This is a genomic window from Nonomuraea candida, assembly GCF_000725485.1.
GTDB classification, from domain to species: Bacteria; Actinomycetota; Actinomycetes; order Streptosporangiales; family Streptosporangiaceae; genus Nonomuraea; species Nonomuraea candida.
This window is the reverse complement of sequence record NZ_JOAG01000017.1, coordinates 88,835-104,645: the sequence shown is the minus strand read 5'-3', so window position 1 is coordinate 104,645 and position 15,811 is coordinate 88,835. Positions and strand designations below refer to the sequence as shown.

Genomic DNA, 15,811 nt, shown 5'->3' with positions numbered 1-15,811 from the left:
CCAAATCACCTCACTTCACCATCCTCTCCACATAACCCTGCGCCCCCTGTTTTTGTCGGTCCCGCCGTTCATACTGACCTCGACACCGGGCTTTCAGCGGGGAGGAACGATGGCGAGGCGATCCAGAGGCGGCGGCAACGGCAGGAGACGGCGACGGCGGAGGTCAGGCGGCAGCGGCAAGGAGGCGCTGTGGGCGCTCGGCCTCGGGCTCGCCATCATCGTGGTCGTTCTCGTGGCCGAATTCGTGGCGGAAAATCCCACATTGGCGATGGCCATCGCCCTGCTCGCGATCGCGGCGTTCCTCGGCGGGCTTTTCCTGAGATATCGGGCCATCCAGGCCCGGCGCATGCAGTTCCTCGCGGCCAATGCGGAATTGGCGAAAGTCGACCTCATGACCGGGCCGCAGTTCGAGCACCTGATCGCGGAGCGGATGATCGCCGAGGGGTTCCGCCGCGTCCGCGAACGGGGCCGCGCCGGCGACGGCGGCGTCGACATCACGGCCGTCGCCCCCGGCGGCACCCCCTACGCCATCCAGTGCAAGCGATACACCAACACGGTCGGCGCGCCCGAGGTCCGCAACTTCCTCGGCGCCCTGGCCAACGCCTTCGACGGGCACACCGGCGTGCTCGTCACCTCCGGCCGGCTCACCCGCCAGGCCCGCACCGAAGCGCTCAACGCCCGCCAGAACCTGGTGCTGGTCGAGCGCGACCGCCTGGCCGACTGGCTGCTCGGCCGCAACATCCTGCTTCCGAAGCAGGCCCCGTTAGTGGAGGGCGAGGAGCCGGCGAGCTGACCCGGTCGCGGCCACGCTGGGTGCCGGTCCCGTTAAGGTGGGGCGTTTTCGTGCTCCGCCCTCCGTTCCTTCACCCCCCGGGAACCACTCTTGCGCCCCTATCGCCTTGTCCGGATCGCCGTCGCCGCCTTCGTGGTGGCGGTCGTCGTGGCCGGTGTCGTCGCTGTCGTGAGCGGTGACGCCAGACTCTCCGTGATGCTCGTCTACGGCAGGTTCGTCGAGCAGCGGGGTGAGGCCGAGACGGACCTTCTCGCGATGCTGATCCTGGGGGGATTGCTGCACGGCTGGATGTTCTGGCACATCCTGCCCACGCGCCCCCACGCCGACAGCCCACACAACGCCAATGACCGCCCAGTAGGCAATGGCGACGACAACCGCGACGGCGACCGCGACCACGACGGCGACACCGGAAACTCCGGCCGGGAGGAGAGTTCAAGCCAGGAGAAGGGTTCGCGCCGGGAGGAGTCTCCCCACCGCACGGAGAATCCCCACCGCACGGAGAATCCCCACCGCGAGGAGGCTTCGCGCCAGGAGGAGGGTTCCCGGCGGAAACGGGCCGGGCTGCGAGGTGGAGGGCTGGGGCGGGATGAGCGGTGGTTGCGGGCGGCGCTCTACGTCTCGGCAGGGCTGGAGCTGACCGACCGCGCTTTCGACCTCCACCCGGTCCAGATCGTCCACCGCGCCCCTGACGACTCCTGACCCCTGACGACCCCCGCCTCCGCCCGCCTCCGCCCGCCTCCGCCCGCCGACGCCCATGAACGCCTGCGAATCGGCGGTGATCAGCCCTCTCTGGAGCGCAGGAACGCCTCCAGGGCCGCGCGGATGGCCTGGCGGGTCGGGTCGAGGACGATGCCGTGCTCGCGCAGCAGTTTGCCGACGGTGCCCGACTTGTCGTGCAGCAACCCGAGCAGCATGTGCTCGGTGCCGATGTAGTTGTGCCTGAGCTCGGCCGTCTCCAGCAGCGTGGCCGACAGGACGCGCCGGGTCTCCGGGCCCACCGGGACCGCGGTCAGGGCCCCGGGCCCCGTGGGCAGGCGCTGCTCCAGGTCGGAGCGGAGGGCGGCCGGGTCGGCTCCCTGGGCGGCGATCGCGCGGACGGCCAGCGTGTCGGGGTCGTCGAGGATGCCGAGCAGCACGTGACCGGCCTCGATGGCGGGGCGTTCCAGGCGGCGGGCGTGCGCCTCGGCCCGTTCGAGGGCCTCCTTGGCGCGGCCGGTGTAGCGCTCGAACGCGCCCGACTTGGCCAGGTCGGCGACGGTGAGGCTGGACCAGCGGCGGCCGTAGCGCTGCTGGGCGGCCTGGCGGCTGATGCCGAGGTGGTCGCCGATGTCGGACCAGGAGCAGCCCTCCGCCCTGGCCAGCTCGACGAGGTAGCCGAGCAGCCTGTCACCGACGCCCCGCAGGTCGGCCAGCACGCCTTCGGCGACGGTCAGGCGGGTCAGGGCGTCGGCGTCCGCGCTGCGTTCGTCGACGATCGACAGCAGCTCGGTGAGGTCGGGTAGCTCGGGCACCGTACCATTATGCCTGTCAACGCTTGCCTTGACATTTCTCTGATGTCAATGCCAGCCTTGACGCATGGAGATCGAAAGCTTGGCAGCGGCGCTCGACGCGTACGTGCCGGAGATCATGGAGCACTGCGGCACCCCGGGGTTGTCGATCGCGGTGGGGGTGGGCACGGAGGTGGCGCTGGCCCGGGCGTACGGGCTGGCCGACCTGGCCACCGGCCGCCCCATGACCGTCGAGACGGTCGGCCCCACGGGCTCCGACTGCAAGCCCTACACCGGGGTGGCCGCCATGCAGCTCGTGGAGCGCGGCCTGATCGGGCTGGACGACCCGGTCGAGCGGCATCTGCCCCTCGTCAACCCGCACGGGCGGCGCCCGATCACCCTGCGCGACCTGCTGACCCATCGCAGCGGGCTGGGCACCGGCATGGGCAACTGGGACCGGGTGCCGCCCCCGCCGCTGGGCGAGCATCTGCGGCGGGTGCTCGACGCGGGCCGCTCCGACGCGTACGGCGGCACGGTGATGCCGTTCTGGGCCGGGCCGGTGGGCGAGCGGTACCAGTACAGCAATGTCGGGATCGCCGTGGTCGGGCACCTGGTGGAGCTGCTCAACCCCGACGGCGTCACGTTCTCCGAATGGCTGGCCCGGCAGGTGTTCGCGCCGCTGGGGATGGGTTCGACCGTGTTCCCGCGGGCGCAGCATCCCGACTTCGTGCCGGTCGAGCTGCTGGCCCGCCGCTCGACGGGATACGCGACCCTGCCCGGCCTCTCCCTGCCGCTCCCCCCGCTGTATCCCGGCGACTATCCGGCGGGGTCCGCGCTGAGCACGCCCTCCGACCACGTACGGTTCGTGCTCGCGATGCTCAACGGCGGCCGGCTCGGCTCCGGCGCGATCCTCGAACCGGCCACCGCCGAGCAGATGATCACCGCGCAGGCGAGCGGCGGCACGCTCCTGGGCCCGAGCCAGGAGATGTCGATCGGCCTGGTGTTCAACGTGTTCGGCGGCGCGCACCCGTACATCGGCCACGGCGGCGAATACCCGTGGGGCTGGAGCCACTTCACCCGCGGCTGGACCGAGGACCGGGTGGCGCTGGTGATCTCCGCCAACCAGCTCGACCTCGGCGACCTCGGCCTGTCCGACCGTCCCAGCCACGCCGCGGCCCGCCTGGTGGCCGAGATCGTCACCGCCTGGGTGCACGGCGCGGCCCCCCGCCCCCTGCGCGCCCCGGCCTCCGCCCGGAGTCTCCTGGCCGGGCTGCTGGTCGGCGACCGGCTCACCACCCGGCTCGGCATCGCCTCGCAACCCGCCCCCGAGGACGTCGCGCGCATCGCCGAGGGCGCGGTCGTCACGGGGGCGTGGGACTGGGAGGCGTTCCGGCAGGCCGTGGGACAGGTCCGGCTGACCGCCCAGCCGCTGCTGGACAACGCCGAGACCCTGCGCCGCGAGCTGCCCGCCCACGAGCTGGCCCTGCTGAAGCGGCAACTCGGCGTCCCCGGCCTCGGCGAGCGCCTGGCGCCCGCCAAGTAGCCCCGCCCCTCAAGTCAACGACGCCCCGCCTCAGGCGGATCGGCGCCAGTACGCGGCGCACCCGCTGCCCTGCTTGACCAGCCGCGGCAGCGACTCCTCCGCCGGCCAGATCTGCAGCAGGTAGTGGTCGATCACCTCGCCGGACGACGCCGCCTCATCGGCCGCCTCGTCCATGCCCCGCGCGTGATACCGCAGCCGGTACCATCCCGGCCCGGCCGGCAGCGGGGGCAGCTCGTGGGCCTCCCCGCCCCACTCGTGCAGCACGTACTCCCCCGACTCGGACTCGACGGTGATCTCCACGACGTCTTCGTACTCGTCGAGCTCGGCCCCCGGGTCGTGGTCGGCCACCAGCACGGTGAAGTCGACCGTGCCGGTGTGCAGTCCGGTGATGAGGAAGGCGTCGCCGCCGTCGGCCCGGATGATGCCGACGCGGTGGGCCGGGTGGTCGTCGGGGATGTCCTCGAAGCCCTCGGCGTCGTCGGTGGCGTCGATGAGGTACGCCTGCGAGTAGGAGACGCGGAGGTCGATGTGCGTGACGTGCACGGTGTCAGGTAATGCGCTCATGCGCGGGAAGCCTAGGGGCGAGCGCCGACAATCAGGGACCCCAGGTGAAACTTTCACCTGGGGTCTCTCGCCTCAGGTGGTGGTGACCGGCACGAACCCGGTGCCCGCGCGGTAGTTGGGCGACTGGTGCCGGAAGTAGGTGTTGTAGACCTCGCAGTAGCGGCCGCCGGCGGCCAGCAGCGAGGCGTGGTCGCCCTCCTCCACGATGCGCCCGTGGTCGAGCACGATGATGCGGTCGACGTGTTCGATCGTGGACAGGCGGTGGGCGATGACGATCGAGGTGCGCCCGGCCAGCACCACGTCGAGGCCCTCCTGGATCTGCGCCTCGGTCAGCGGGTCGACGCTGGCCGTGGCCTCGTCGAGGACCACGATCGCCGGGTCCTGGATCAGCAGCCGGGCCAGCGCGACGAGCTGGCGCTGCCCCATGGACAGGGCCCGGCCGTGCTCGCCGACGTCGGTCTCCAGGCCGTTGGGCAGGGCATCGACCCAGTCGCCGCCGCCGACCGCGGCCGCCGCCGCGCGGACCTCCTCCTCGCCCGCCTCCGGCCGGGGATAGCGGATGTTGTCGGCCACCGTGCCGCTGAACAGGAACGGCGCCTGCGGCACCGCGCCGATCTGGCTGCGGTAGCCGCCCAGGTCGAGGGTGCGGATGTCGTGCCCGTCGATGAGCAGGCGGCCCTTCTGGAACTCGTAGAAGCGGGTGATGAGCTTGCTCAGCGTGGACTTGCCCGCGCCGGTGTGGCCGACCAGCGCCACGCTCTCGCCCGCCTCGATGACCAGGTCGAAGTCGCGCAGCACGGGCTGCGCCGCGTCGTAGCCGAACGTGACGCGCTGGAACTCGATGCGCCCCGCCAGCCGCCCGACCGGTCGCGTGTCCGTCTGCACCACCCTCGGCGGCGCGTCGATCAGCGCGAAGACCCGCTCGGACGCCGACAGCCCCTGCTGGAACTGCGACCAGAACGCGGCGATCGACGTCAGCGGGAACCAGAAGAGCGACACGCCTTGCAGGAACAGGTACCAGTCGCCGGCGGTGATCCGCTCGTTGACGACCGCGGAGCCGCCGAGCTGGACCAGCGCGACCGTCGCCAGCCCGGCCACGAGGAACAGCACGGGGAAGATGGTGGAGAAGACGAACCCCTGCCGCAGCGTCACCTGGTAGCTCTGCTGGTTGATCGGCCGGAACTCGTCGTAGACCTGCCGCTCCTGCCGGAAGTTCTTGGCCACGGCGATGCCGCCCATGGTCTCTTGCAGGTTGGCGTTGACCCGGCTCAGCGAGCGCTGCGCCCGCCGGGTGCTGATCCTGGCCAGGCGGCGGAACACCAGCGCCAGCCCCACCACGATCGGCACCACCAGCAGCGTCAGCAGGGCCAGCTCGACGCTGCGCACGAACAGCAGCACGGTCACGAAGCCCACCATCAGCACCTGGCTGATCAGGTCCATCGTGAGCGTGGAGACGGTGGCGAAGTCGTCGGTGTCGGAGGTGACCCGGCTGACGATCTTGCCGGAGGGCGTCTCGTCGTAGAAGGACAGGTCACGCTGGAGCACCGCGTCGAAGGCGTCTTCACGCAGGCGCAGCACGACGTCTCCGGTGACCCGCGCGCTGTTCTTCTGCCGGATGTAGTTGAACACCCACGACATCGCCCCGGTGGCCAGGATGCCCGCGGCCAGCAGCCAGCCGACCTCGCCGATCGTGCCGCCGTCGATGGCGTCGACGGCCTCGCTGACCAGCGCGGGGATGGCCGCCTGGCTCGCCGACAGCAACACGATCATGGCGGCCACCAGGAGCATCGCCCCCAGCTTGGGCCGGAAGTAGGACAGGATCCGGCGCAGCAGCTCGCGGTCGTCGTAGGTGCGGTCGTAGTCTTCGGCGTCGAGGCCGTCCATGACGAAGCCCATCAGCGCGCCCCTCCCTGCTCGCCCGCCAGGACGGGCCCCTCTTCCTGCACCTCGGCCGCGTCGTGGACGTCGGCCTCGTCGTAGTGGGCGAAGACCCGCCGGTAGAGGGCGCTGCGCCGGATCAGCTCGTCGTGCGTGCCGAAGTCGGCCACCTCGCCCCTGCGCAACAGCAGCACCTTGTCGGCCCAGCGGATCTGCGAGAGCCGGTGGGTGATCAGCAACGTGGTGCGCCCTTCGAGGATGCGCCCGATGGCCTGCTGGATCTTGTCTTCCGTCGCCGAGTCGATCGCGCTGGTGGAGTCGTCGAGCACGAGGATGGCCGGGTCGGTCAGCAGCGCCCGCGCGATGGCCAGCCGCTGCCGCTGCCCGCCCGAGAGGGTGACGCCGCGCTCGCCGATCACGGTGTCGTAGCCGTCTTCCAGCTCCTCGATGAACTCGGCGGCCTGCGCGTCGCGCGCCGCCCTGACCACGGCCTCGCGATCGGCCCGCTGCCCCTTGCTGAAGGCGATGTTCTCGGCCACCGAGCGCGAGAAGAGCACGATGTCCTGCTCGATGGTGGAGATCTGCGAGCGCAGCGAGTCGAGGTCCCAGTCGCGTACGTCGACGCCGTCGACCAGGATGCGTCCCGAGGTGACGTCGTAGATGCGCGGCACCAGCTTGGTCAGCGTGCTCTTGCCCGACCCGGTCTCCCCGACGATGGCCACGGTCTCCCCCGGCCGCACCGTGAACGTCACCCCGCGCAGCGCCGGCTCGGCGTCCTGCTCGTAGCCGAACGTGACGTCCTCGAAGACGATCTCGCCGCTGATCGGCGCGGCGTGCCCGTCGGGGCGCTGCTCGATCTCGCTGTCGGAGGTGATGATGTCGAGGATCCGGCGGGCGGACACGACGCCGATCTGCATCAGCGAGAACGTGAAGATCGACATCTGTGTGGGGAAGCCGAGCATCCCCATCAGGCCCATGAACGCGACCAGCTCGCCGATGGTGATCGCCCCGGCGGCCTGGAGGTGGAGCGCGTGCCAGAACGCGCCCGCCATGGCGACGGCGAACAGCAGGGTCGGCAGGTAACGCGCCTGCACGAGCCCGTTGCGTACGAACGAGTCGCGGTAGAGCCGCGCGTTGGCCCGGAAGCGCCGCCGCTCCTGGGCCTCCTGCGCGGTCACCTTGATCACCTCGATGCCCCGCACGGCCTGGTTGAGCCCCGCGTTGAGATCGCCGAACTCCTCGCGCATGCGGGTGGCGACCGGGTTGAGCCTGCGCATGTAGTGCCACAGCGCGATCACGAACACCACCGCGAAGACGCCGGGCACCAGCAGCAGCCGCGGGTCGATGGCGGCGATGAAGAACAGCGGCACCAGCCCCGTCAGCCCGGAGTCGACGATCAGGTCGGCGCCCGGCGTGATCATGATCGACAGTTGCCGGATGTCGTTGGCCGCCCTGGCCATCAGGTCGCCGACGCGCTGGCGGTTGTGGAAGGTCTGGCTCTTGCCGAGCAGGCTCACGTAGAGCTCGTCACGGGCGTCGCGCTCCAGCCGCTTGGCCAGCACCTCGCTCGACAGCCGGGCCCACAGGTCGAACAGCCCGCGCGCGGTCACGATCGCCAGCAACGCCAGCGCGATCAGGCCCAGCGCGTCGAGCGGCGCGCCCCGCTTGCCCAGCACGGCGTCGAACGCGTCGCCGGTGAGCTGCGGCACCATGGCGTTGAGGATCACCATCGCGAGCGAGCCGCCGAGGAAGCCGAACAGGTGCAGCGGATGGCGGCGCAGATGGGACCACAGCCAGCGCACGGGACCGCGGCGGTTGTGACGCGGGCCGGAGACCGAGAACTCCGAACTGGTGGTGCTCATGAGACACAGCCCCCCGGCCGCTGCTAGCCCGACTCCGAACCCGTTTTGTATCACTGGCCACCGACAGTTTTCGAACCCTTTTCCCGGGCCCCGCGCCGATCCCGGGGAACGCTCCGGATGGTGACGTAGCGTGTTGACATGGAACGAATGAGTGATTCCCAGTGGCGTAACTTCATCACCGCCGGCACGCGCACCGGGAAGCTGGCGGTGACCCTGCCCGACGGCAGGCCGCACGTGACGCCGGTCTGGTTCCTGCTCGACGAGGACGCGGTGGTGTTCAGCACCGCCGAGCACAGCCTCAAGGGCAAGGCCCTGGCCCGCGACCCCCGGGCCGCGATGTGCGTGGACGACCAGGAGCCGCCCTACTCGTACGTGCTCGTCAAGGGCACCGCCACCCTCTCGCTCGACCTGGAGGAGATGCTGGCCTGGGCCACGGAGATCGGCCGCCGCTACATGGGCGACGACCGCGCCCTGGAGTTCGGCACCCGCAACGCCGCCCCCGGCGAGTGCCTCGTCCGCCTCCACATCGACGAGGTGGTCGCCCACCACGCCGTCACCACCTGACCGTCACCCCACCACGGGGGTGCGGAGGGTGCCGAGGTGGTCGATCTCCACTTCCACCACGTCGCCCGGGGTCAGCAGCCAGGGCGGGGTGCGGACGTAGCCGACGCCGTCGGGGGTGCCGGTGGCGATCACGTCGCCGGGGTTGAGGGTGAGGGTGCGGCTGATCAGGGACAGCACCTCGCCGACGCTGAAGATCATGTCGCGGGTGTCGCCGTCCTGGACGACGGTTCCGTTGACGCGGGTGCGTACGCGCAGCCCGTCGCGCAGGTCGCCCACCTCGTCGGCCGTGACGATCGGCCCCATCGGCCCGCTCCGGTCGGCGTTCTTGCCCAGCGTCCACTGGCTGGTGAGCTTCTGGGCGCGGCGGGCGGTCAGGTCGTTGAAGGTGGAGTAACCCAGCACGGCCGCGAGCGCGGCGTCCGGATCGGCGTCGCGGAGGGGCTCGGCGACGTACGCGGCCACCTCGCCCTCCCAGTCCAGCCCCGGCTCGCCGGCCGGCACCGGCACCGGCACGCCGCCCACGCTGAGCGAGGCCGTCCACCGGCCGAACAGGGTGGGGTGCTCGGGCACCTCGAACGAGCCCTCGGCGGCGTGCGCCCGGTAGTTGAGCCCTATGCAGATCACCCGCGCGGACGGCGGCACCGGCGGCACCAGCTCCACCGCCCCGACCGGCACCACGTCCCCCGGCCCTGACCCGGCGAGCGCGGCCGTGCCGGCGCCTGGCGCCTTGGCGGTCCAGGCGCGGGCGTCGGCCCAGAAGGCGGTCACCTCGGCCAGCACCGTGACCTCGTCGCCGTCCAGCCTGGCCACGTGCACGGCGTCGACGCCCGGCAGGCGCACCCCGACGAGCTTCACGCCTCGTCCTTCCAGTCCAGCGGCACCAGCTTGAGGTCGAACTCGATCTCCTCGTACGGGCCGTCCATCCCCCACCCCTCGGTACGCGGCCGCGGCTCGCGGACGAGCTCCTCCTTGACCGCGTACGCGGCGTCGGAGCCCAGGTAGGGATCGCCGGCCAGGAACACGTGCGTGGTCAGCGGCCGGTGACCGGCGACGGTGACCCGGTAGTGCAGGTGGGCGGGGCGCATCGGGTGCCGGCCGATGGCGCGCAGCAGCCGGCCGGCGGTGCCGTCGGTCGGGACGGGGTAGCTGCTCGGCCGGATCGTACGGAACCAGTAGCGCCCGCCGGCGTCGGTCGTGAACAGGCCGCGCAGGTTGCCGGGCTCCTGGGTGTCGTCCTGGCTGTCGTACAGGCCGGTGTCGTTGGCCTGCCACACGTCCACCAGCGCGCCCGCCAGCGGCGTGCCGTCGCAGTCGAGCACCCGCCCGTGCACCACCGTCGGCGTGCCGCGCCCGCGCTCGGGCCCCGAGCACATCCAGGCGCCCGCCTCCCGCTCGGGGGCGGGCGAGTGGAACGGGCCCTCCACGGACGACGGCGTCATGCCCTCGGGGCCGAGGTGGTTGACGTCGTCCACGGCGCTGGTCAGGCCGAGCATGTCGGACAGCAGGATGAACTCGTTGCGGTCGGCCGTGCACATCCGCCCGGTCTCGATCAGGAAGTCGAGCCCCGCGATCCACTCGCGCTCGGTGGGCCGGACCTCCTCGACGAAGGCGTGCAGATGGCTGACGAGCGCGGAGACCACCTCGTTGACCCGGGGGTCGGGCCCGTCGACCTGGCTCAGGACCTGTCGCAGCAGCGGGGTCACGTACTCCTCCAAAGGTTCAGCCGGAGCGTATCGCCCACCGGCTGAAATGACCAGAGAACCCCTAGAATGGTTCGGGTGTTTAATGGCGCACCACAGACCCGCGCGGAGTCGCTCGCGCAGAGCATCGAGGCCCTGATCGGCGAGCGCGGCCTCGGCCCCGGCGACCTGATCGGGACCATGGACGACTTCCGCGACCTGTCCGGCTTCGGCCGCGCGACGATCAGCGAGGCGGCGCGGCTGCTCAGCGACCGCGGCACGGTGGAGGTCCGGCCGGGCAGGAACGGCGGGCTGTTCGTGGCCGCGCCCCATCCGGTCGTGCGCCTGCGGCACACGCTGCTCACCGTGCGCGCGATGCCGACGACGGTGGCGGACGCGATCGCCGTACGCGAGGCGCTCGAACCGCTCGTCGCCGCCGACGCCGCCCGCCACCGCACCCGCCGGGACATCGCCGACCTGCGCAGGCTGCTCACCGCGCTGGGCCGGGCCACGACCGACACCGACGGGTTCATGCGCGCCAACTGGGCCCTGCACGAGCGCATCGCCGAGATCACCCCGAACCCCCTGGCCAAGGCGGTCTACCTGGCCATGACCCGGTGCATCTCGGACCTGTCCGCACACGCCACCTCCGACGCCCACGCCCGCCCCGCCCCCGGCGGCGACCACGGCGACAGCGACGAGAAGGACGGTGACGAGAAGGACGGTGGCGAAAAGGACGGTGGCGACTACCTGCGGCACCGGCTGGAGGTGCACGCCGAGCTGGTCGAGGCCATCGCCGCCGGCGACCCCGAACGCACGGCCGCGGCCGTGGAACGCCACCGCACCCCTCGCTGAACCCGCGCATCCCGCCTCCACCGGCCCGGCGGTCCCCGCGCGGGCCGCCTGACCCGCCGGCGGCGCGCCGCGCGCGGATCGGAACGCGGCGGGCCGGCGAACCGGGAAGGGGGCGGGTTGCGATAGATGGGACGTGGGATCGTTCGATTTCTGGCGAAGACGCGCGCCCGAGCCGCCCCGCGTCAGCGCGGACAGCACCGACGCCGAGCTGCTCGCCGCCGTGGCCGCGCGCAGCACCGCGGCGCTGCGCCTGCTGCACCGCAGGCACGCCCCCTGGCTGCGCGCCAGGCTGGCCCGGCGCTGCGCCGACCCCGACGTGGTGGACGACGCGCTGCAGGAGACGTTCCTGGCGGTGTGGCGGTCGGCGGGGCGCTTCGACGGCGGCAACGCCGCGGGCTGGTTGTGGACGATCGCCGTGCGCCGGCTGGTCTCCGCGCTGCGCGGGCGCGGCTCCCGCTGGATCGGCAGCGGCGTCGAGCCCGGCGACCTCACCCGTCCCGAGCACGTGGTCGGCTCGGCCGAGGACGCCGTGCTGCGCGGCGTGGAGCACGGCGACCTCGGCAGCGCGCTGAACAGGCTCTCGCCCGAGCTGCGCGCGGTCATCGAGGCCACCGTGCTGGACGGCCTGACCACCAAGGAGGCCGCGCGCCTGCTCGGCATCCCCGAAGGCACGGTCAAGTCCCGCGCGACGCGGGCCAGGGCCCGGTTGCGTGAGGAGCTGTCATGACCGACTGGCACGTCCGCGACGACCTGCGCGAACGCTATCTCGCCGGAACGCTGCCGGCCGCCGCCGCGATGTCCGTGGAGGCCCATCTGGAGAGGTGCGCGGCCTGCCGGGCGGCGGTCCCGTACGAGCCGGAGTGGCTGGAGGCGTCCTGGCGGCGGCTGGAGTCGCGGCTGGCCGGGCCGCGCCCGAGCCTGGCCGAGCGGGTGCTGCGGCACGGCGGCATGCCCGAGCACCTGGCCAGGCTGGTCGCCGTCACGCCGACGTTGAGCCGGGCCTGGCTGGTGGCGGTGGTGGCCGCGCTGGCGGTCGCGGTGCTGGTGGCGCGGCAGGGGCCGGAGCTGTTGCCGGTGTTCCTGATCGTGGCGCCGGTGCTGCCGCTGTCGGGGATCGCGCTGGCGTACGGGCCCCGCGTCGATCCCGCGCACGAGCTGATGGCGGCCACTCCCCTGGCCGGGCCGCGCCTGCTCCTGACCAGGGCGGTGGCGGTGCTGGCGGTCGCGACGGCGCTGGCCGCGCTCGCCGCGCCGCTGCTGCCCGCGCCGCCGGGGCTGAGCGCCGCCTGGCTGCTGCCCTCGCTGGCCGCCGCCGCGGGCTGCCTGGCCCTGTCGAACCGGCTGCCCGTGCCGATCGCCGCGCTCGCCGTCGGCGGATCGTGGCTGGCCATCGTCGGCGCGGGCGGCCTGGCGGGCTCCTGGCCGGTCGTGTTCGGCCTTCCGGCCCAGCTCGGGTACGCCGCCACCGCCCTCCTGCTGACCCTCCACGTCCTCCGCATCCGCAAAGCGAGCACCGCATGATCGAGATCACGGGCCTGACCAAGACGTACGGCGGCAAGCGCGCGCTCGACCGCCTCGACCTGACCCTCGGCACCGGCGTGACCGGCCTGCTCGGCCCCAACGGCGCGGGCAAGACCACGCTGCTGCGCTGCCTGGCCACCACGCTGGCCCCGGACGCCGGCTCGGTGACCGCCTTCGGCCTGGACCCCGCCTCCCCCGCGCAGCGCACCGCCCTGCGGCGCAGGCTCGGCTACCTGCCGCAGGACCCGGGCTTCTACCCGCACTTCACCGCCTTCGACCTGGTGGACTACGTGGCGATCCTGAAGGAGCTGACCGACCGCGGGCAGCGGCACGCCGAGGTGCGCCGGGTGCTGGCCGAGGTGGAGCTGACCGGGCAGGCCAGGACGAAGGTGCGCAGGCTGTCGGGCGGCATGCGGCAGCGGCTGGCCCTGGCGCAGGCGCTGCTGGGCGAGCCCGAGCTGCTGATCCTCGACGAGCCGACCGTGGGGCTGGACCCCGAGCAGCGCATGGCGTTCAGGGCGCTGGTGTCGCGGCTGGGCGAGAGCCGGACGGTCGTGCTGTCCACCCACCAGACGGAGGACGTGGCGGCGCTGTGCGAGCGGGTGGTCGTGCTGCGCGCGGGCCGGGTGGCCTTCGACGGCACCCCGGGCCGGCTCGCCGGGATCGCCGACGGGCAGGTGTGGTTGTCGGACGAGGCGCCGGCGACCTCGCGCAGGTTCTGGCGCACCGCCGACGGGCGCTACCGGACGCTGGGCGAGCGCCCGCCGGGCGCCGAGCCGGTGCCGCCGGGCGTCGAGGACGGCTACCTCCTGCTGCTCGGCGAGGGAGGCGCGGAAGGGGTGGCCGCATGACGAGCGCGGATCGCGGTGGAGGCGGTGGTGTGACGAGGGAGTTGTTCCTGGTCGAGGTGCGCAGGATGGCGCGGCATCCGCTCGTGTGGGGAGCGAGCGCGCTGGTGCTGGCGCTGCAGACGTACCTCAGCCGGGACCTGCTGCCCCACCTGGGCGTGGACCCCGTGCGGGCGACGGGATTGTCCACGTGCCTGGCGGCGGCGGTGCTGGTCGTGGCGGGCCTGGCCGCCTCGCGTGACGGCCGGCACGGGATGCCCGAGAGCCTGGCGGCCCTGCCGGGGCGGGCCGTGCACAGGACCCGGGCGACCCTGCTGGCCGCGCCGCTCGTCGCCGGGTCGGCCGCGGCCGTGTTCATGGGCGGCTACCTGCTGATCAGGCTGCTGAGCGGCCCGGCGGCGGGCCGGCTCGACCCGTGGGAGCCGCTGACGGCGGTGGCCGCGGCGATGCTGGCCGCCACGCTCGGGGTGGCGGTCGGACGGTGGGCACGGTGGCTGATCGCGGGGCCGGTCGTGGTGGCCGTGCTCGGCTACCTGATCTTCCAGAACCCGAACCACGACGGGGGCTCCTGGCTGCTGCCGGTCATGCAGGTGCACGAGGCCGACTGGCCGGACCGGCCCTCCGCCGTCCACCTGCTGTACGTGCTGGCGCTGGCCGCGGCGTGCGCCGCGCTCGCGCTGCTGCGGCACCGGGTACGCCTCCTGCCCGCCGCGGCCCTGCTGGCCGCCCTGGCCGTCGCGGTGCCCGCGGGGGCGGTCGCCGCGTCGGAGCCGCCGCTGCCCCGGCCGAAGCCGGGCTGGCTCGACCTGGACGACGTGGACCCGAGGGTCCGCGAACGCTACTTCGGCCCCGGCGCCCACCACTGCTCGGACCGGCGGGGCGTCACGTTCTGCGCCTTCGCGGGCTACGAGCCCTGGGTCCCGCTGTGGGAGCGGGCCCTGCGCCCGGCGGTGGACGCGCTGCCCGCCGCGTTGCGGGCCCGCGTGCCCGAGGTCCGGCAGAGCGCCACGACCTGGCGGTACGGGGAGGACCAGGACGCGGTGGCGCTCCGTACGCCGATGACGTGGGGCCATCCCGACCAGCGGGCCCTGCTCGCCCAGGACCTGGCGATCTGGGCCACCGGCCTGCGCGACCGGGACGGCTCCCGGGACGGGTGCGACGGAGCGGGGCAGGCGCGCACGCTGGTGGCGCTCTGGCTCATGGGCCAGGTCTTCCCGCCGGAGCCGCCGCGCACGTACCACGTGGACGACCGGCTGGGCAGGCGGCTCCTGATCGGCTGGGGAGCGGCCGAGGTCGCGTACGCGAAGAGCCTGCTCGCCGCGGCCGGCGCCCGCGAGCGCGTGCACGCCCACTGGGACACGCTCGTCGACCCCGCCACCACCATCGGCCAGGCCCTGCCGCTGCTCGGTCTGGAGCACACGCACGACGCGCCCCGAGGAGCCGACCCATGCCGCTGAGCATCCCGCCCCACCGGCCCCGGCCTTCCGCCGCCGTGACCGCCGAGAAGGTGGGGATCGCGCGGCACCCGGCCGTCCTGAGAGCCGCCGCGCGGGCGCGGTCGGCGGGGCTGCTGGTCCGGCCGCTGGTCAGGGCCGTCGACTGGGCGCCGCTCGCGGTGGTGACGGCGTTCGCGGCGGGGCTGCTGACGCTCGTGAACGCCGGGGAGCCGCTGGCCGGCGGCGACGCCCTGCTGCTGATGCGGGTCGTGGGCACCCTGCTCGGCTCGGCCGCCGCCTTCGCCCTGGTGGACGCCATGACCGCGGACCTCGGCGCGGCGCCCACCCCCCGCTGGGCCCGGCAGGCGCTGCGCTGCCTGCTGGCGGCCGGGGCGGCGGTGGCCGTCTGGTCGTGCGCGTTCGCGTACGCGCTGGCCCGGCTGCCCGAGGGCACGCTCTTCCCCGTGACCGACCTGCTGATCGAGATGGCCGTCTGCCTGGGCGTCGCGCTGGCGGCCGCGGCCACCGCGGTCAGGCACGCCCCGGGCCGGCAGGCCGCCATGGCCGCCGTGGTGGTGCAGCTCGGGCTGGTGCTGGGCACGATCCTGCTGCCGGACGCAGTCCGGTTGTGGTCGCCGACCTGCGGGTTCGGGCACTGGGACGAGGCGCACCGGTTCTGGCTGGCGATGCTGCCCGTGCCGTACGGATGGCTGGCCCTGGCCTGCCGCGGCGTGCGCCGCTGACCTCGGCGAGGCCGCGCATCGGCCGGCCGGAAGAGGGG

Annotated in this window: 16 protein-coding genes; 10 read left to right on the top strand and 6 right to left on the bottom strand. The window is 73.2% G+C overall.

Annotation, left to right across the window (positions count from 1 at the left end):
* The first annotated feature begins 109 nt into the window (after positions 1-109).
* A complete protein-coding gene (locus tag IO39_RS50730; RefSeq protein WP_052423038.1) occupies positions 110-793 on the top strand; it encodes a restriction endonuclease in 684 nt (227 codons plus the stop codon).
* A 90-nt stretch (positions 794-883) separates the two neighbouring features.
* Entirely contained in the window at positions 884-1,492 is a 609-nt protein-coding gene (locus tag IO39_RS18025; protein WP_043624049.1) for a hypothetical protein, read from the top strand.
* An 80-nt stretch (positions 1,493-1,572) separates the two neighbouring features.
* On the opposite strand, the gene IO39_RS18020 is transcribed toward IO39_RS18025, so the two are convergent.
* Entirely contained in the window at positions 1,573-2,304 is a 732-nt protein-coding gene (locus IO39_RS18020) for a Clp protease N-terminal domain-containing protein (RefSeq protein ID WP_043624046.1), read from the bottom strand.
* A 64-nt stretch (positions 2,305-2,368) separates the two neighbouring features.
* On the opposite strand from IO39_RS18020, the gene IO39_RS18015 reads away from it, so the two are divergent.
* The gene (locus tag IO39_RS18015; RefSeq protein WP_043624042.1) at positions 2,369-3,823 is read left to right on the top strand and encodes a serine hydrolase domain-containing protein; all 1,455 of its coding nucleotides are present in this window, start codon (positions 2,369-2,371) and stop codon (positions 3,821-3,823) included.
* A gap of 30 nt (positions 3,824-3,853) precedes the next feature.
* Here IO39_RS18015 and IO39_RS18010 read toward each other — a convergent pair whose 3' ends face one another.
* The 3 genes from IO39_RS18010 to IO39_RS18000 all read right to left on the bottom strand — a co-directional run bounded on the left by IO39_RS18010 (position 3,854) and on the right by IO39_RS18000 (position 8,127).
* A complete protein-coding gene (locus IO39_RS18010) occupies positions 3,854-4,387 on the bottom strand; it encodes a hypothetical protein (RefSeq protein WP_157548536.1) in 534 nt (177 codons plus the stop codon).
* A 72-nt stretch (positions 4,388-4,459) separates the two neighbouring features.
* Positions 4,460-6,283 (bottom strand): ABC transporter ATP-binding protein, encoded by a 1,824-nt coding sequence (locus tag IO39_RS18005; RefSeq protein WP_043624039.1) that lies wholly within the window; start codon positions 6,281-6,283, stop codon positions 4,460-4,462.
* The gene (locus IO39_RS18000) at positions 6,283-8,127 is read right to left on the bottom strand and encodes an ABC transporter ATP-binding protein (protein WP_063765301.1); all 1,845 of its coding nucleotides are present in this window, start codon (positions 8,125-8,127) and stop codon (positions 6,283-6,285) included. The genes IO39_RS18005 and IO39_RS18000 overlap by 1 nt, the downstream gene beginning before the upstream one ends.
* A 147-nt stretch (positions 8,128-8,274) precedes the next feature.
* Here IO39_RS18000 and IO39_RS17995 point away from each other — a divergent pair, with 147 nt between their 5' ends.
* Entirely contained in the window at positions 8,275-8,691 is a 417-nt protein-coding gene (locus IO39_RS17995) for a PPOX class F420-dependent oxidoreductase (RefSeq protein ID WP_342671423.1), read from the top strand.
* A gap of 3 nt (positions 8,692-8,694) precedes the next feature.
* On the opposite strand, the gene IO39_RS17990 is transcribed toward IO39_RS17995, so the two are convergent.
* Positions 8,695-9,546, bottom strand: a complete 852-nt coding sequence (locus IO39_RS17990) for a fumarylacetoacetate hydrolase family protein (protein ID WP_043624033.1) — start codon at positions 9,544-9,546, stop codon at positions 8,695-8,697.
* Positions 9,543-10,406, bottom strand: coding sequence for a dioxygenase family protein (locus IO39_RS17985; RefSeq protein WP_043624030.1), 864 nt, complete (start codon positions 10,404-10,406; stop codon positions 9,543-9,545). The genes IO39_RS17990 and IO39_RS17985 overlap by 4 nt, the downstream gene beginning before the upstream one ends.
* A gap of 63 nt (positions 10,407-10,469) precedes the next feature.
* Between IO39_RS17985 and IO39_RS17980 the strand changes: the two genes are divergently transcribed.
* The 6 genes from IO39_RS17980 (at position 10,470) to IO39_RS50725 (ending at position 15,773) form a co-directional block, all read left to right on the top strand.
* Positions 10,470-11,225 carry a FadR/GntR family transcriptional regulator gene (locus IO39_RS17980; RefSeq protein ID WP_245642037.1) on the top strand — a complete coding sequence of 252 codons (756 nt, stop codon included), beginning with the start codon at positions 10,470-10,472 and terminating at the stop codon, positions 11,223-11,225.
* 133 nt (positions 11,226-11,358) lie between these two features.
* On the top strand, positions 11,359-11,952 hold the full coding sequence (locus tag IO39_RS17975; protein WP_043624023.1) for an RNA polymerase sigma factor: 594 nt from the start codon (positions 11,359-11,361) through the stop codon (positions 11,950-11,952).
* Entirely contained in the window at positions 11,949-12,746 is a 798-nt protein-coding gene (locus IO39_RS17970) for a zf-HC2 domain-containing protein (protein WP_043624019.1), read from the top strand. The genes IO39_RS17975 and IO39_RS17970 overlap by 4 nt, the downstream gene beginning before the upstream one ends.
* Positions 12,743-13,597, top strand: a complete 855-nt coding sequence (locus IO39_RS17965; RefSeq protein WP_043624016.1) for an ABC transporter ATP-binding protein — start codon at positions 12,743-12,745, stop codon at positions 13,595-13,597. The genes IO39_RS17970 and IO39_RS17965 overlap by 4 nt, the downstream gene beginning before the upstream one ends.
* A 29-nt stretch (positions 13,598-13,626) precedes the next feature.
* Entirely contained in the window at positions 13,627-15,051 is a 1,425-nt protein-coding gene (locus IO39_RS17960; RefSeq protein WP_157548533.1) for a hypothetical protein, read from the top strand.
* Positions 15,042-15,773, top strand: a complete 732-nt coding sequence (locus IO39_RS50725; RefSeq protein ID WP_052423036.1) for a hypothetical protein — start codon at positions 15,042-15,044, stop codon at positions 15,771-15,773. The genes IO39_RS17960 and IO39_RS50725 overlap by 10 nt, the downstream gene beginning before the upstream one ends.
* The last annotated feature ends 38 nt before the right edge of the window (positions 15,774-15,811 follow it).

Coding starts and splice junctions, on each gene's coding strand:
- IO39_RS18010 (WP_157548536.1), bottom strand. CDS start 4,387: ATGAGCGCATTACCTGACACCGTGCACGTCACGCACATCGACCTCCGC.
- IO39_RS17965 (WP_043624016.1), top strand. CDS start 12,743: ATGATCGAGATCACGGGCCTGACCAAGACGTACGGCGGCAAGCGCGCG.
- IO39_RS18015 (WP_043624042.1), top strand. CDS start 2,369: ATGGAGATCGAAAGCTTGGCAGCGGCGCTCGACGCGTACGTGCCGGAG.
- IO39_RS18000 (WP_063765301.1), bottom strand. CDS start 8,127: ATGAGCACCACCAGTTCGGAGTTCTCGGTCTCCGGCCCGCGTCACAAC.
- IO39_RS50725 (WP_052423036.1), top strand. CDS start 15,042: ATGCCGCTGAGCATCCCGCCCCACCGGCCCCGGCCTTCCGCCGCCGTG.
- IO39_RS17995 (WP_342671423.1), top strand. CDS start 8,275: ATGAGTGATTCCCAGTGGCGTAACTTCATCACCGCCGGCACGCGCACC.
- IO39_RS50730 (WP_052423038.1), top strand. CDS start 110: ATGGCGAGGCGATCCAGAGGCGGCGGCAACGGCAGGAGACGGCGACGG.
- IO39_RS17970 (WP_043624019.1), top strand. CDS start 11,949: ATGACCGACTGGCACGTCCGCGACGACCTGCGCGAACGCTATCTCGCC.
- IO39_RS18005 (WP_043624039.1), bottom strand. CDS start 6,283: ATGGGCTTCGTCATGGACGGCCTCGACGCCGAAGACTACGACCGCACC.